Source organism: Legionella nigrisilvae (assembly GCF_977063395.2).
The window spans coordinates 162,463-177,366 of sequence record NZ_CDRUGZ020000020.1; the positions used below are offsets into that span (position 1 = coordinate 162,463).

The following is a 14,904-nucleotide window of genomic DNA, read 5'->3' on the forward strand; positions in this document are numbered from 1 at the left end:
TTCCTCACTGGATAATCAAAACAAACGCATCTTGCCAGAGATACCGTGCCGAATTCAAGGGTTTCTTTTTATTTAGCCTGAATTTACCGCCGGTATCTTCACTAGATATAATGCCTTAAATTGAGTATGAAACAAGTTATCTTGCTTCAATATCCCCCTTTTTTTTTCCAAAAACTAAGATTTACCTAATAAAGAAAGTTGCATATCGGACTCATCTTTTAGGAGATTTATTACTCGTTCAGCGCGATCAACGGCTAAGGCGGTTTTTCCTCCCTCAGTATACACATTGGAATTCTTTTTCACTAATTTTAACGCCTCAAAAGCTTGATCAATTTTCTCTTCAACTTTAAGTTCATCATCTTTATCTATTACACGCATTCTTAATAAAAATGCGTCTAACGCACGATACTTTCCCCCTCCAGCACGCCAGTTTCTGAAAAACTGCTGTTCTAATAATCCAAGATATGATTCGATTGGTGCCGCAATCATCTTTAATTGTGGAGTTTTAAAATTTTCACTAATACTTGGATTTTGACTTGCAAGAATTAATTCGCGGCATAAATTTTCCTCGGATGTTCCGTCATCAAACTTTTCAGGAGAGGAAGAAATTAATGGCGTTAAAATAGTTGAACCAATTTGAAGACTCATATCATAACAATGTCTTGATGCCCAAAACGTCATTTCAAGTAAACGAACCAATAAAGTAGTGGTTGCGATCGCAGAAACCATTGTAATTTTTTGCAAGGTGCTGCCAAGTTTCTGTAGTTCTTTCGAATTACTCGATTCAATGTATTGCCCACTTTTTAATAAAGCGAAATAAAGCGCATAAACGGCAAATAATTCTTCTGCAAAAACAAAAGTACCGAAACTAATAAAAACCATTGGAAGAAATGAAATTAAAGCGCGAATTCCCTTCGGTTTTATTTTTCCAACTTCGTCTAAGTAACCCGTTGATTCATCGAGTAATCTTAATAGGCTTGTATAAAAATGGCGTTCAGTAAAGGTTCGAGAGCTATTTCTTAGGTTTTCCATCCATTTTTTCAAATCTTCCCGACTATTAATCTCATCAAATTTAATGGGTTTAAAATCCTGAGGTGAAGTTAGTTTTTCATAACACAGGCTTAACGTTTTAAAACAAGCTCCATCATTGCGGGCTTCAGATAAATTTTTCTCAATCCATTTAGCTTCTGGAGAAAATTTCTCGAAGAGGTCTGGATGAAAATTTAAAGATAACCTCTTATAATTTTTTTTAATTCTATCTTTATCTGGACCGTCTTTAAGCAACAATTGATTAATTAATTTAATGAAATCTGCATCCAGCCTTAAAAGCGCTTCTTGATTCAACTCGCTGGTATAACATTTTTTTTCTTCGTCGTAACTCGCATAGATAGTAACCAGAGTTTTTAATTCAATCATAAATCCCTCCCTAGATTGGCAATAAATCGATACTGCTACTCTGGTACACTCCCTGACCTAGTTATTGCACAGTACCAGCGATTTTCTTGAACCAATTCTTCCGTTTAACATATTCAGTAAAAAAGCCAACAACTAATAAGCTAATATAAAATGCACTCATCACATCACTCAAATAATGAAAGCATAATAAGATTCTTGATGCAGCAACTAATAGGGCAATAACAAGTAAACTATAAAAATATCGAGGAAAAAGTGCTCCAAACCCTGCAGCCAAACTGATGACTGTTGTGGTATGCCCTGAAGGAAAAGACCAGTACTTGGAACTCAGTTGAAACCAATAAAAGCCAAATTCATTACTTGCAAACAATAATTCAGGACGAGCACGGCTCAAAACAACTTTCAAAATCAAACAAACTAAATTAGCTAAAAGTACACAACCGAGCAAATACCACGATCGTTGTTCATAAACAGGATTAACTTGTATGTATCGAAAATATAATCCTGCAACAAAAAACAAAACAATATAAGCAACCCATTTGCCTAAGGCAGTAAGTATCCCCAAAATGGGTAACTTGGTTTCTAAATCCAATTGGTGGAAATAAGTTGCCACAGACCGATCTACAAAATAATAGGCTAAAAAAACCAAAATTGCATAAAAAATAATAACCCAAGGTTTTTTCATAAAATTAAACAACTTTTCAAATTGTGTCATCAATTAAGTCCTTCTCTTTAGTTCTCACGTAAATACCATGGAATGGTAATAACAATCGTACGGGGGTCTCTTTCTAAAAAAAGCAAAGCGCGTAGACCTGGAGCATGAATGTTGTGTAACAAATACTCATACCATTTTGGTTCTACTAACTCAGGTATAATAAGAGCAACGAGGCGATTTTTCTTCTCTTTTCTCACTTTACTTACAAAATTTAATAAAGGTCTATAAATACGACGATAGGGGGATTTAATAATTTCCAGTCTAGGAATTTCTTTACCTGCTTTTTTGGCGGGTATTTCAATTTTTTCATGCCAAAGTTCCTGCAAGCCCTCAACACCTCCATATCCTGCATCAATAAAAACGGCCGTTATATCATCAGAAAGAAGCATTCCAAATTGAACTGCTTTTTCGGCAATCAAATCCAAACCATGTATTGGAATAATGACTATCGGGGGTGTCAGTTTCAAAGGGTCAATTTGTATGGGATTTTCAATTTCCTGAGCAATTCGTTCGTAGTGATGTTTAATACGATGCATTAAAAATGCTAATGTGGGTGCAAGAATAACGATTATCCAGGCTCCTTCAATAAATTTTGTAATAATAACAAGAACAAGTGCAATTCCAGTTACCACTGCGCCCACTGCATTGATTATTAATTTATATCGAACATGTCGGTTTTCCTTACGAAACCAATATACGACCATGCCGACTTGAGAAAAGAGAAAGGCACTAAACGAACCCACAGCGAATAAAGGAATCAAATTATTCGTGATTCCTTTAAAAACAATCAGGATGACGGCAGAAAAAAGGGCCAAGATAATTATTCCAGCTGAGAAGACTAAGCGTCGTCCACGTTCAGCAAAAAAATGAGGTAAATAATTATCTTCAGCTAGTAAACGACAGATTCTAGGGAAACCCGAGAAACTAGTTTGTGCCGAATAGGCAAGGACAAAAAAAATACTAGTAATGGAAATATAATAAAAAACACCTTTCCCAGTGGTTGCTTCAACTATTTGGGACAGTATAGTTTGATAGCCTGACTCATTCTGATTCATCGCTAAAATATGATATGCGGGACAAAGATAACCAATGAGTATTAAAAATAGAGCAAGGGCACCTACAATAATAGTCAATGTCCATTGTGCATTTCGAACTGTGGGTTTGCGAAATAAAGATACTGCATTACTCACGGCTTCTACGCCCGTCATTGCAGTCAATCCATAAGCAAAAGCAGTTAATAACATCCAAAACGATATTGTTTCATTAGAGCTCGTTTGTAATTTTTCTAGGTGATGTAGAGGCTGAGGTTGTGCTCCACTAATCCAGACATCTCCTAAACCAATGGCCAAAGCAGTGAAAAGGCTTAAGATAAAAATAACGACAGGGATCAAAAAAAGCGTTCCTGTTTCCCGAATACCTCGCAAATTAAATAGGGTAATCATCAGTAAAATAACAAGACATAAAGTAAGTGTGTAAGGATGTAATGAAGGAATAGCTGATAATATAGCCGCTACTCCAGCTGAGATTCCTACGGTTACGTTCAATAGATAATCCAATATTAACGAAATTGCTGCACCTAAACCATATTTCTTTCCTAAATTATCGCTTGCAACTACATATGCCCCCCCTTTTTCTGGATACGCTGCGGCGGTTTGTAAATAGGAAAAATACAAAAACATAAGAACAAAAACTACTAATAAACTCAGTGTAAAAAAATAATGTAATCCTATGAGTCCTGCGGGTAGTAATGCAGTTAGCATAGCCTCTGGGCCATAAGCCGTTGAAGATAAGGAGTCTAATCCAAGCGCAGGAACTCCAGTTGCTATAGACAATGCTTGTTTTTTCTTGGATCTTAAAGAAAGAGGTTTTCCCAAAATTCTATCTAATAATGGCATGTCCCTATACCTAAAAATTTTTAACCATTGTAACCATTCAATAAATCTTAATAAAGACGAAATTTAATATAGGGTAAAAGCAGGTGAGAAATGCTACAAATAGAACCTGGGTGAAGGGGCAACGGTAGCCCAGGAACATTTTAATATTTAAGCTGTAAACGATAAAAATTAACTGCATTCGTCAATAGAATTTTGTTTGCCATCCACGGATCAAAACTATCCCTAATAAGAGTAATGTCTTCTTTTTTGAAAGGGTATGGCGCGCGTGTTGAAGGAAGATCTGTTCCGAACATTAAAGCATCGGGATTAATTGAGGCGATTGTTTTGAGTGCCTTTGCTACATCAAAATCAACCCTGCCAAATCCTGATGCCTTGACCTTTACTCCGTGTTCAACGAGATTGAACAATATTGAAAGCCCATTTTTAGATAACCCCAGATGGTCTATGCTCACAGCAGGTAAGCTCAGCAATAAATCGGCTAACTCAATATATTCCGAAGGATCAACATACAACTCTACATGCCATTTGGCGATCTCATATACTCGGTGTGCCATTGCACTTAAATGGATTAATTGTTCTGAACCACCTCTTTTCAGATTAAACCGAATACCTCGTATACCTTGAGAATTCAATTCAATGATTTTTTTATCACTTACTGTGGCAGGTAATTGAGTTACTCCAACAAAGTTTGGGCCCAATGCGTTTAAAGCATTTATCAAATACGTTTGATCAAATGCTTGAAAAGATCCTGAAACCACTGCTCCACCTATAATGCGCAATGGTTTTACCATATTGAGATAATCATCAACTGTAAACTCATTAGGTAAATACGATTGATTTGCAACTAAAGGAAAACGAAAATCAATAATATGTAAATGCGCATCGAATAGGTTACTCATTATACCCCACTTTATTAGATATCCTTCTCTTGGTTGTTGACACTTTTACTTCATTGAAAATATTAACCTAGGCTGTTCTTACTAAGCAAAATTGTTAATAAACATCTCATCATCCACAATTTGTGGTTGCCGCTTCGTTTTTTGGGTAAAGAAATATTGTGGTTTAGGATTAAAGTGTAGCGAGGCAAAAGTATCCTCCATAGCTGAGTCCACTAAACTTGGAGTGTCTCTATACCCTCCCAGGCAATATCTCTCCCATTGACCATCAATCTCCATCTCAATAAAACAATGATCAGGATTAGCGTCAATACATACAGGAATCTCGGGATATAAACGTTGCATTTCTTCCTTAAAAGCAATAGCTCTCAACCGGCAACTTGCCACACCTAATTTTCTTGCTTCCTCAAGATATTCATTACCGTTATGTACCGTGACGCCAATGGCATTACGTAGTTTTCCATGATCTCTACCAAACTTAAGATATTTCATAAGTAAGCGATGAATCTGTTGATGCTCAGAAGATAAGTTAGATAGCGTATTAAAAATAGGATTTACTCGATACTGCTTGGGCATGCGAAGCAATAAATTTGTAAGAACTTCTTGCGGCTCAGCCGTGGGTTTAAGTAAGCGAATATAATGCAACCGATTTTCCTTAGAGTACTTTATTTCAAAATCGTCTTTTTTTAATCCTTTAATTGCGATATCCAATAAGATCTCGCCTGGATGTAAAGAGGGCAAGGCCTGCCAATTTTCTGTCAAACTTAATTTTTTCTGGCCTTCAAATAAAATTAGTTTTGATTCTTTTTTTCTTTTATTAATTAGCTTTTCTGTTATTCCTTCAGGATGAAACTCATATTTAATATTTACCAAATTTTCGGTGGCATTCATTCCCACTAACTCAAAATATTGGAATGGAGATGAGGGATCTTTATGAATTACTAGCTCAGAATATACTTCATTTCGGTAGTATTTGGGGGATGGGGTTTTAGTCAGTAAATCAACAGGTTTAAATATAGGTGCTCTATAGGAGGATTGGGACACGAAAGCCCGGGTATCAATACCACTTTGGTATGTTTTTTGTTTTATTGCGTTTCGAGTAGCGATTTCTTTTTTTAAGATCAGCATTTCTAATCGTACTTTTTGATCATATGCAGAATTTGCAAGCTCTACATCGATAATTGTTTCTTTGGTCTGATTTAAATTATTCACATCCAGTTTTGGTGAAAATATTGCAGCAACCTGATCTAGATGTGTCTCAAAAGATTCCCGATCATCTGCTAACTCTCGACAGACTTTATAATCAAGAAAATGGATTTTTGTTGTATCGAAGTGTTGATATTGAGCTTGCGCAAGTATTGTACCCTGATTTGCGGGTTTTAATTTGGGAGCCAGCAAATCATTAAAATCATTTCCATTGATGGCATTTTTTAGAGACTGTTTATTCTTTTGGATTAGTTGTCCATTTTCCCAGGTATATAATTGATGTCCTTCAGCAAGCAATCCAAGCATATGCTCTAAAATCAGCTTACGTTTATTCGTTGACCAACTCGAAAATGACCAATCAGAAAGAATATAAATTTGACCCGTAGGGGTTTGTTCAAGATCATTGTCAATCTCTTCGTCTTGCACGTCCCCTTGTAGATCAAGCGTAGAGGTTTGTTCAAGATCATCAACCCCTTCTTGCATATCCCCTTCAATTGAAGCATCGCTCTTTAACTTTTCTAAAGCTTGACGAATGTCTCCGTCAAAAATACCTTGGGTGCGGGCAAATGCCCTCACATTGGCGTAGGAAGTTGCGGGAAACCACTCGCCCAACCAACCTGTTTTCCTCTTTAGGATGGGTAATAAGGTTGCTATAAGCTTTAAAGCAGTATCAACCTGCAAATTTATGGGATACTTTTGATATTTTGAGGCTCGAAAGGGCAAAAGATATTGTTTCAACTCAGTTGCTTTTTTTCTATCCTCTTCATTACCCCAGCGTTTATTTTCAATACGCTCAATTTCATTATCAACCACTGCTAATAATGTACTCATTAGCTCTGTCCCAGTTGCAGGTAAAATTTGCAGTCTAAAGGGAGGAAGAAGTTGCTCTTGCGCTGTAATCATCGCTTCAAAATCGTCAAACTGTTCCTGATTTACTGCTGATTGTTTTTTACTTTGTGTTGCTTCACGAAGACCTGCCTCCAGGGTTTTAGGAAGCACATATCTTCCTCTGTTTACGAGATTAGGGTCCACTTGATTTAAAACTTGCATCACGTTCTTTGAACAAAATGTTGCATCAGAGGGAGCAATTCTGTCTCTGTCTTTTTTATCCTGCTGATTCGACCATTGAAAAAGAGATTTAATCACAGCCCAAAAACTGGTTCGACTTTTTCCTTGTTTACGTAATTGTGCAGTCACTTCAACTTGCTGTAGATAGGCTTTAAGAAATTTCTCTCTTTGTTTACTATCCGTATGTTTAAACACCAATAGGCTTGAATGAACCGCGGGAAGAACTTCAGCTTCTCCTGAAGCCCGCCAGAAGGTAACGAGTAACTGAATTAGTTTTGCTTTTCGCTCTTTTGTTGCAGTAAGAAATCGCTCAATTAATTCCTCTGAATCCTCATTTCCAGTCATTGAAGCAGCTAATCGCTTCATCCACTGAGCACCATGTTCTAAGGCTCTCTTTATTTGAGGTTCATTGAATTCTTTTTGGCAGTAATGTAGAAGTAATGAGGTCAGTTCTTCTATAGTGCTTTCTTTAAGATTTTTAATGAATTCTGCTGTTGATACGGTAAGCTGTCGTTCATAATTATGACAGATGACTCCATATTTATTTTTACCGGTACAAACAAAAACCGTAACTACTTCTTTATGTCCATGTTTATTGCCCGCCGTAGTTAGTGATTGGGCCGCCTGTTTTAAGCGCACCCAAGGTTTACCGCTATTTGAGACTACAAATAAAATATCCCCTGGTTCAATAGCACAATCCTTCATCACTAACATAACGGATTCCTAAAGCCTAAATTAGAAATGAATTACGCTAGGATGTCCATGTTCATTTCTTCCGCAGCTTTCGAGTGTAATTTCACTTGTGATTATTGATACCAAAATTGCTATGCATGTATCCTCATTAGTTCCCGCTTGTTCCATACCTTTAATCATTGAGTCAATTGTTTCGGGAGCAAAATCTAGTTCTTTGAGTCGAGAAGCCACCTCTTCTGGCTTAGAGAAGGAGAGCACGGTGACTTCAGCGGCATGTTCTTTCAATAACTTAAGATAAGATTCTCTTTGTACTTGTAAATCTAAAGAGCTAGGAGATGTGCCTTTGATTAATTTATATCTTTTAATTACGTCATCAACGTATTTAATAGCGTCTTGATTATCTCTAAGCGACTCATCTTTGCCCTTAACACGCAATGTTTCGTATTGCTCTTCAAGATTTTTTGTTTTGCCCAATGCCTTAACAAGTTCCGGCTCTAATTTTTTTAATATTGGCATTTTGTCTCCTAGACTAGTTAATTTTCGGCCAGAATAGTATCACGCATAGATCAACCAATCAACTTAGTGCCTTCAATTTAATCAATAGCTTGAAGTTCATTTTGCATATATAAAAAAAAAATAGTTTTAAAATTGAAAGACCTCATGAGGAAAGGATACTTTAGCTCCTTTTTACTTGTTATTAGAAGCCACTATTCGATAGAATCAGAATACATTGATTAGGGGTCAGTTTTTTAATGATAGAATTTACTTTAATTCAAAAAATATGTATTTGGGCCATCCCCATATTATTTGCCATCACCTTACATGAAGCAGCGCATGCCTACGTTGCATATCGTTGCGGCGATACCACCGCCAAAATGTTTGGCCGATTAAGTTTAAATCCTCTACGTCATATTGATCCGATTGGTACTGTCCTCATTCCTTTATTAGTTGGTGTTTTAACTCAATTTAATTTTGTCATTGGCTATGCAAAACCTGTCCCTATTAACTGGAACCAATTTCGACACCCCCGACGTGATATGATTTTGGTAACCCTTGCTGGACCCTTTGCAAATATTATTATGGCGTTTATATGGGCTGCCTGTGATAAAATTGCACTCATCTTAAATCCTAATACTTCCATGGCGGTGCTTTTTCTTTACGCGACAGCTCAAGCAGGTATATTTATTAATTTAATTTTGGCCGCATTAAATTTACTCCCAATTCCCCCTCTAGATGGAAGTCGAGTAGTCAGTAGCCTTTTACCCCCTAAACAAGCTATGGCCTACGAAAAAATAGAACCCTATGGCTTTTTTATTTTACTTATTTTAGTATTCACAGGTGTTCTAGGCATGATACTGACCCCGTTAATCAATCTAGGGCTTATTGCACTAAGCTCCATTTTTAAAATATGAATGGTGACGTTTTGATCGTTCAACACAAAATTTTAGTGCCTATTTTGATGTGGAAAAAATATCACTATGAATATTCTTGCTGATGCCTCACTTCCTGGATTGGACCAGGCTTTCCCTAATCCGTTCAACTTAACGAAATATCATCACCACGATGAAATAACTAAGTTACTTCCCGGACAAGATGTTCTCCTGTGTCGTTCTACTCTCAAAGTCAATCAATCTTTATTAAAAAATCATTGTTTACAATATGTTGCTACTGCCAGTAGTGGTACTGATCACCTGGATCATATTTGGTTAGATTCTCAAAATATCAAAATAATTGATGCAAAAGGCTCCAATGCCCAAGCGGTTGCTGATTATGTGGTAGCCTGTCTTGCTTTGTTGGAACAACAGCATCTTATGCATGGGGATAAAGCAGGCATTATTGGACTTGGGAAAGTGGGAACCAAAGTCGCCGCACGTTTACAAGCAGCCGATTTTAAAACCATCACTTATGATCCTCTCAAAGCAGAGCGTGAACCTGCTGCTTTTCAAAGTTGCAGTTTGGAGGAATTGTACCAAGTGGATCTGCTATGTATCCACGCTGAATTACATAATACTCATCCCTATCCTAGTACTAATTTAATAAATCAGAATTTTCTCAATCAATTAAAATCAGGTTGCGTTATTATTAATGCGGCACGAGGCGGAATTGTTAATGAGGAAGAACTTCTCCATTCTACAAAACCATTTATTTATTGCACTGATGTATACCTTAATGAACCGAAGATTAACAAACGAATTATCGATAAATCGACTATCTGTACACCCCATATTGCAGGTCATAGCCTGGAGGCGAAATATGCTGCAGTTGCAATGGTTAGTTCGGCTTTGCACCACATCGCGGGGTTAAGTCTACCACAATTTGCAGTCCCTTCTTTGCCTCAAATTTTAAGCTTTAAAAAAGACAAACCATGGTATGACACGATTTTAGAAATTTATAACCCTCTTAACGAAACATTAGCCTTAAAACAGGCTGCGGACAAGAATAGTACATTCTTAAACGTACGTACCAATCACCAAACAAGACATGATTTTTCTCAATACTTTGCTGACTCAATTTTGGATTATAAAACCAAATTATTACTTGATATATAAAAATCAAATCAATTTATGTTCAAATTGACCCCTTGATGTCCATTATTAAATCCAAACGTGTCCATTGTAAATTAGGAGATCAAATGGTACTCTTTTTCGGATTTTAAAAAAAAACAAAGGAGTATGTGTTATGTCTTTAGGAGTAAAATTATCAACCTTAGCAGCAGCGTTCGTTCTTGCTGGTTCTGCTTTCGCAAATAACGCCTGTCCCAATCTGAATGATCTTCAAGCTGAAGGACTCTCAGAAGTTCAACAGATCGGTACTAACTATTTCATTGGTTTCTCTATCGGTCAATTCAACTCTGCTACTTGGGGCTTTGCTATTGGACCCGTACAAGCAGATACAGAAGATGATGCTTTAGATGTTTCAAATGAAATTTTAAATAACATGGCTACTCCTGGATTTCCTTTAGAACTGGATAATGACACATTAGTTTGTTTATATGACACAGGCAATCCTTATGTTTATTCTGTTGCGGTAAGAGATTACGCAATCAGCCCAATGAAATTAAAACAGTACTTACTAAACGCGCATAAATAAATAAATAGAAATTTGATATTCAGAGTTCACAGAAATTTGAATTGATTTGGAATAATTAGATTTAACAAGGAGTAAATACTATGTCTTTAAGAGTTACTTTAACCTCAGCTGCAGTTGCCTTAGTGCTCACCGGATCTGCTTTTGCCGAAGAACCGGTCTGCCCTAAATTGAGTGATATTCAATCGGTAGGAATTACAATGGCTTCGCAACTGGCTTATAATTATTATATTGGTTATTCAGTCAACCATTACAATACTTCTTCGAGCTGGGGATTTGCTATTGGGCCTGTAGAAGCAAAATCTGAAGAAGAAACTATAGAAATCACTAATGACATTTTAGCAGATTTGACTGCTCCAGGGATTCCAGAGTCAGGTCAAGGTGATGAATTAGTTTGCCTCTACGAAACAAATGATCCAGATCTTTTTGCAGTAGCAATAAAAGACTATGAAGAAATGTCACCTATGAAGTTCAAACAATACATACATAAAGCTCATTAGTAAAATGTGTAGCCTGGCGAAGCGCAGCGGAATCTGGAAATTCTAAACCAGTAGCAAGTAGGATTAGTCTCCGGATTTGCGTTTCACCCCAGGCTATAAAATACTAAAAATTCCCTTTCGCAAACTCATCTTTATAAATTTATAAAAAATTATTTCTGAATCAATTTTTTTACCACATCTTGATCGGAAAAAGCATGTTTTACCGAACCAATCTGTTGATAGGCCTCATGCCCCTTGCCTGCAATTAAAATTACATCATTTTCATCGGCCTCGTTTAATGCATAAGCAATTGCTTCTTCACGATCAACCAGTTTAATGACATTGGAGGATTTTGTAATACCTTGTGCTATCTCATTAACAATGATTTGTGGATCTTCAGTACGTGGATTATCACTAGTAATTATGATTTGATCAGCAAGCTTACTTGCAACCCCGCCCATCACCGGTCTCTTACTTTTATCTCGGTCACCACCACAACCAAATACCACCCATAAACGCCCTTTTTTCAATTGATTTAACGTGAGTAGCGCATTTTCCAAAGCGTCGGGGGTATGGGCATAATCAACCAGCACATAGGGTGCATGGGAAATAATTTCCATTCGTCCAGGAGCTGCCTTTAATTGTGTCATCACATCTACAACCTTACTAGGGTGATAATCAGAAGCCAATAAACTACTAAATATAGCCAAGCTATTATAAATATTAAATTGTCCAAGAGCTTTTATTCTTAATAGATGTTGTCCCCATGGTGAGTGCACTTCTATTTCGGTGCCCTTTATATCCATAGACCAATCTACGACTTTTACATCACAATTCTGGTGTATTCCATAGGTTAATTTCTTTGCATGAGGCTTAACTGCTGCTGCCATGATTCTTTGATAAGTATCATCTTGGTTTATGATCGCACAATCCAATGATTCTCGGGCAAACAACATTGCTTTTGCGGCCGCATAATTTTCCATAGTTAAATGATAATCTAGGTGATCCAGTGTTAGATTGGTGAATATAGCTTGCTTAAATTCAATAGCATCAACTCGATGTTGCGCAAGGGCATGTGAAGATACCTCCATACACACTTGTCTGATACCTTGATTCTTATACTGATGTAATAACTTCTGTAAACACAGGGAATCAGGGGTGGTATTATCCAATAATTGAAGTTTATCAACATTTCCTTGTCCAATCGTACCAATATAAGCTGCTTCTTGTCCTAATAAACGATGGGCTTGAGCTAATTGATATGCAATTGTAGTTTTGCCGTTGGTACCAGTTACACCGGTTATATTTAAAGAACTACCAGGACTAGCATAAAACTGTTTGGCAATTGCGGCCAGCTGGGTCGCTAACTCTGGAACAGGAATACAAGGAACTGATTGGGGTAATATAGCATCCTTGGGAAAATGAGCGGGATCATAAGCAATTGCAACAGCCCCAGCAGAAACGGCTTTGTTTATAAAGAACCGGCCATCCGCTGCTGCACCCGCATAAGCTATAAACAGGTCTCCTGGTTTAATCCGACGGCTGTCATTTTCCAGACCGGTAACAATACAATCTGATTTTATGTGATGCATCCAAGGTTTTAATAAATGTGAAAGTTTCATCACCAGGTTCCTAGTAGTTCTAAAAAATAGCCAGGGTGCAAACGTAGCAAAACCTAGGCTAAGCATACAACATCCCGGTTTCCGCTACGCTTCAGCTAAACTGTTATTTACAAAGACCGGTTAAAGTCGAATTTAACCTACCAACTCATCAGTAGGTATATTAAACAAACGCAAGGCTCCCGACATCACTTTAGCAAACAAGGGAGCGGCAACTGCTGCAGCATAATAACCTTTACGGGAAGGTTCATGAATGATTACCACTACAACAAACTTAGGTTTTGATACCGGTGCAATACCTATAAAACTCGCAGTATATTTTCGGTCTTTATAACCATCCTTTCCTGCTACTCTTGCGGTACCGGTTTTACCTGCTACCCGATAACCGGGTACCCTTGCTGCTTTTCCCGTACCATCTTTTCCTAAAACTGCTTCCATCATAGACAATACTTGTTGCGCTGTTTCAGGTTTCATTACCTGCACGCCTGGAGTTGGTGGATCATTATGGAGTAACGTTACTGGAATCAACTTACCTTGATTTGCAAAAACCATGTTTGCTTTAGCTAATTGTAATGCTGTAACTGACAATCCATAACCAAAGCTTAATGTAGCTAATACAAAAGGTTTTGCATCTTTAACACTAACAATTCCTCCCTCACTCTCTCCAGGATAAGTACTTTCAGTTCGTTGTCCAAAACCACAGCGTTGCAGTAATCCAATCAATTGCTCTGGAGGACTTGCTAAAACCATCTTCGTAACCCCTACGTTACTTGAGTGTTGCAATACACCCGTTACATCGAGGACCCCATAATTATGAATATCGCGAACTGTACGCCCTTGAACACTCATCCAACTCGGATTTGTATCTATAATCGTAGACGGTGTAAATAAACCCGTTTCTAAGGCACTGGCGATACTAAACGTTTTAATAACAGAACCGGGTTCAAAGGTATCCGTAACTGCCCTATTTCTATAGGTATCTTTATCGTAATGCCCTCGCGAATTCGGATTATAGGAGGGGACGTTAGCCATAGCCAGAATTTCACCATTTTCTGTATCAACTACGACCACAGAACCCGATTTTGCAGCAAATTCTTCGACGGTTTTATTTAATTCACTGTATGCTAAATATTGCAAACGCCTATCAATACTCAAAGCCATATCCCGTCCGGGACGTGGCTGTTTTATGACACCCAATTCTTCAATAATTCGGCCTAAACGGTCTTTAATTACTCTTTTTTTACCAACAACACCCTTTAACCAATCTTGATAAGCAAGCTCAATTCCTTCCAAACCTTGATCATCGACATTGGTAAATCCAATTAACTGGGAAATACTATCCGAATCAGGATAATAACGTTTGAATTCTTTTTGAAAATTAACACCTGGGATTTTTAGCGTTTTTATTTTTTTAGCCAAGGGAGGAGGTAATTGTCTTTGTAAGTAAAGAAATTCCAATTCTTTTTTTTCTGCATCTACTATTTTTCTACTTAATTGCTGAGGCGTCAAACTCAAATATTCAGCTAGAGACATAAATTGTTCTTTGTCAGGTGAAAACTCCTTTGGATTAACCCATACTGATTCTACAGGGGTACTGATTGCTAAAGGGGTACCATTCCTATCCATGATCATCCCTCGATGAGCAGGAATATCTACAACACGCAAACTTCGGGCATTACCTTGCCCTTGGAGAAATTGGCGATGCAACACAGTGAGATCCACCATGCGCCAAATCAAAATGAATAGAACCAAAGAAAAAAAGGTAGATACTACAATCAGTCTGTTTAAATGAGTTGAGTTTTTCATGGATACTATCCATCTGTAGCCAGGATG

Annotated in this window: 12 protein-coding genes; 4 read left to right on the plus strand and 8 right to left on the minus strand. The window is 37.4% G+C overall.

Features of this window, described 5'->3' with window-relative positions; genetic code table 11:
• Window positions 1–174: 174 nt before the first annotated feature.
• From ACWTE2_RS09470 to ACWTE2_RS09495, 6 genes are all read right to left on the minus strand, one after another.
• Window positions 175–1,416, minus strand: a complete 1,242-nt coding sequence (locus ACWTE2_RS09470; protein WP_182392971.1) for a J domain-containing protein — start codon at window positions 1,414–1,416, stop codon at window positions 175–177.
• Window positions 1,417–1,477: 61 nt separating this feature from the next.
• Window positions 1,478–2,128, minus strand: a complete 651-nt coding sequence (locus ACWTE2_RS09475) for a phosphatase PAP2 family protein (protein WP_454785153.1) — start codon at window positions 2,126–2,128, stop codon at window positions 1,478–1,480.
• A gap of 17 nt (window positions 2,129–2,145) precedes the next feature.
• Window positions 2,146–4,023, minus strand: coding sequence for an APC family permease (locus ACWTE2_RS09480; RefSeq protein ID WP_454785154.1), 1,878 nt, complete (start codon window positions 4,021–4,023; stop codon window positions 2,146–2,148).
• A 140-nt stretch (window positions 4,024–4,163) separates the two neighbouring features.
• Window positions 4,164–4,922 (minus strand): amidohydrolase family protein, encoded by a 759-nt coding sequence (locus tag ACWTE2_RS09485; protein WP_454785155.1) that lies wholly within the window; start codon window positions 4,920–4,922, stop codon window positions 4,164–4,166.
• A gap of 81 nt (window positions 4,923–5,003) precedes the next feature.
• The gene (locus tag ACWTE2_RS09490; RefSeq protein WP_454785156.1) at window positions 5,004–7,907 is read right to left on the minus strand and encodes a hypothetical protein; all 2,904 of its coding nucleotides are present in this window, start codon (window positions 7,905–7,907) and stop codon (window positions 5,004–5,006) included.
• A 21-nt stretch (window positions 7,908–7,928) separates the two neighbouring features.
• Window positions 7,929–8,402 (minus strand): coiled coil protein, encoded by a 474-nt coding sequence (locus tag ACWTE2_RS09495; RefSeq protein WP_454785157.1) that lies wholly within the window; start codon window positions 8,400–8,402, stop codon window positions 7,929–7,931.
• 236 nt (window positions 8,403–8,638) lie between these two features.
• Here ACWTE2_RS09495 and ACWTE2_RS09500 point away from each other — a divergent pair, with 236 nt between their 5' ends.
• From ACWTE2_RS09500 to ACWTE2_RS09515, 4 genes are all read left to right on the plus strand, one after another.
• Window positions 8,639–9,298, plus strand: coding sequence for a site-2 protease family protein (locus ACWTE2_RS09500; protein WP_454785158.1), 660 nt, complete (start codon window positions 8,639–8,641; stop codon window positions 9,296–9,298).
• A gap of 66 nt (window positions 9,299–9,364) precedes the next feature.
• Window positions 9,365–10,435, plus strand: a complete 1,071-nt coding sequence (locus ACWTE2_RS09505; RefSeq protein WP_454785159.1) for an NAD(P)-dependent oxidoreductase — start codon at window positions 9,365–9,367, stop codon at window positions 10,433–10,435.
• Between the two features lie 130 nt (window positions 10,436–10,565).
• Window positions 10,566–10,976 (plus strand): DUF4949 domain-containing protein, encoded by a 411-nt coding sequence (locus tag ACWTE2_RS09510; RefSeq protein ID WP_454785160.1) that lies wholly within the window; start codon window positions 10,566–10,568, stop codon window positions 10,974–10,976.
• Between the two features lie 80 nt (window positions 10,977–11,056).
• The gene (locus ACWTE2_RS09515; protein ID WP_454785161.1) at window positions 11,057–11,473 is read left to right on the plus strand and encodes a DUF4949 domain-containing protein; all 417 of its coding nucleotides are present in this window, start codon (window positions 11,057–11,059) and stop codon (window positions 11,471–11,473) included.
• A 149-nt stretch (window positions 11,474–11,622) separates the two neighbouring features.
• On the opposite strand, the gene ACWTE2_RS09520 is transcribed toward ACWTE2_RS09515, so the two are convergent.
• Window positions 11,623–13,074, minus strand: coding sequence for a UDP-N-acetylmuramoyl-L-alanyl-D-glutamate--2,6-diaminopimelate ligase (locus tag ACWTE2_RS09520; RefSeq protein WP_454785162.1), 1,452 nt, complete (start codon window positions 13,072–13,074; stop codon window positions 11,623–11,625).
• A gap of 132 nt (window positions 13,075–13,206) precedes the next feature.
• Complete coding sequence (locus ACWTE2_RS09525; protein WP_454785163.1) at window positions 13,207–14,877, minus strand: peptidoglycan D,D-transpeptidase FtsI family protein; 1,671 nt, start codon at window positions 14,875–14,877, stop codon at window positions 13,207–13,209.
• Window positions 14,878–14,904: the final 27 nt, after the last annotated feature.

Coding starts and splice junctions, on each gene's coding strand:
- ACWTE2_RS09470 (WP_182392971.1), bottom strand. CDS start 1,416: ATGATTGAATTAAAAACTCTGGTTACTATCTATGCGAGTTACGACGAA.
- ACWTE2_RS09475 (WP_454785153.1), bottom strand. CDS start 2,128: ATGACACAATTTGAAAAGTTGTTTAATTTTATGAAAAAACCTTGGGTT.
- ACWTE2_RS09480 (WP_454785154.1), bottom strand. CDS start 4,023: ATGCCATTATTAGATAGAATTTTGGGAAAACCTCTTTCTTTAAGATCC.
- ACWTE2_RS09485 (WP_454785155.1), bottom strand. CDS start 4,922: ATGAGTAACCTATTCGATGCGCATTTACATATTATTGATTTTCGTTTT.
- ACWTE2_RS09490 (WP_454785156.1), bottom strand. CDS start 7,907: ATGTTAGTGATGAAGGATTGTGCTATTGAACCAGGGGATATTTTATTT.
- ACWTE2_RS09495 (WP_454785157.1), bottom strand. CDS start 8,402: ATGCCAATATTAAAAAAATTAGAGCCGGAACTTGTTAAGGCATTGGGC.
- ACWTE2_RS09500 (WP_454785158.1), top strand. CDS start 8,639: ATGATAGAATTTACTTTAATTCAAAAAATATGTATTTGGGCCATCCCC.
- ACWTE2_RS09505 (WP_454785159.1), top strand. CDS start 9,365: ATGAATATTCTTGCTGATGCCTCACTTCCTGGATTGGACCAGGCTTTC.
- ACWTE2_RS09510 (WP_454785160.1), top strand. CDS start 10,566: ATGTCTTTAGGAGTAAAATTATCAACCTTAGCAGCAGCGTTCGTTCTT.
- ACWTE2_RS09515 (WP_454785161.1), top strand. CDS start 11,057: ATGTCTTTAAGAGTTACTTTAACCTCAGCTGCAGTTGCCTTAGTGCTC.
- ACWTE2_RS09520 (WP_454785162.1), bottom strand. CDS start 13,074: ATGAAACTTTCACATTTATTAAAACCTTGGATGCATCACATAAAATCA.
- ACWTE2_RS09525 (WP_454785163.1), bottom strand. CDS start 14,877: ATGAAAAACTCAACTCATTTAAACAGACTGATTGTAGTATCTACCTTT.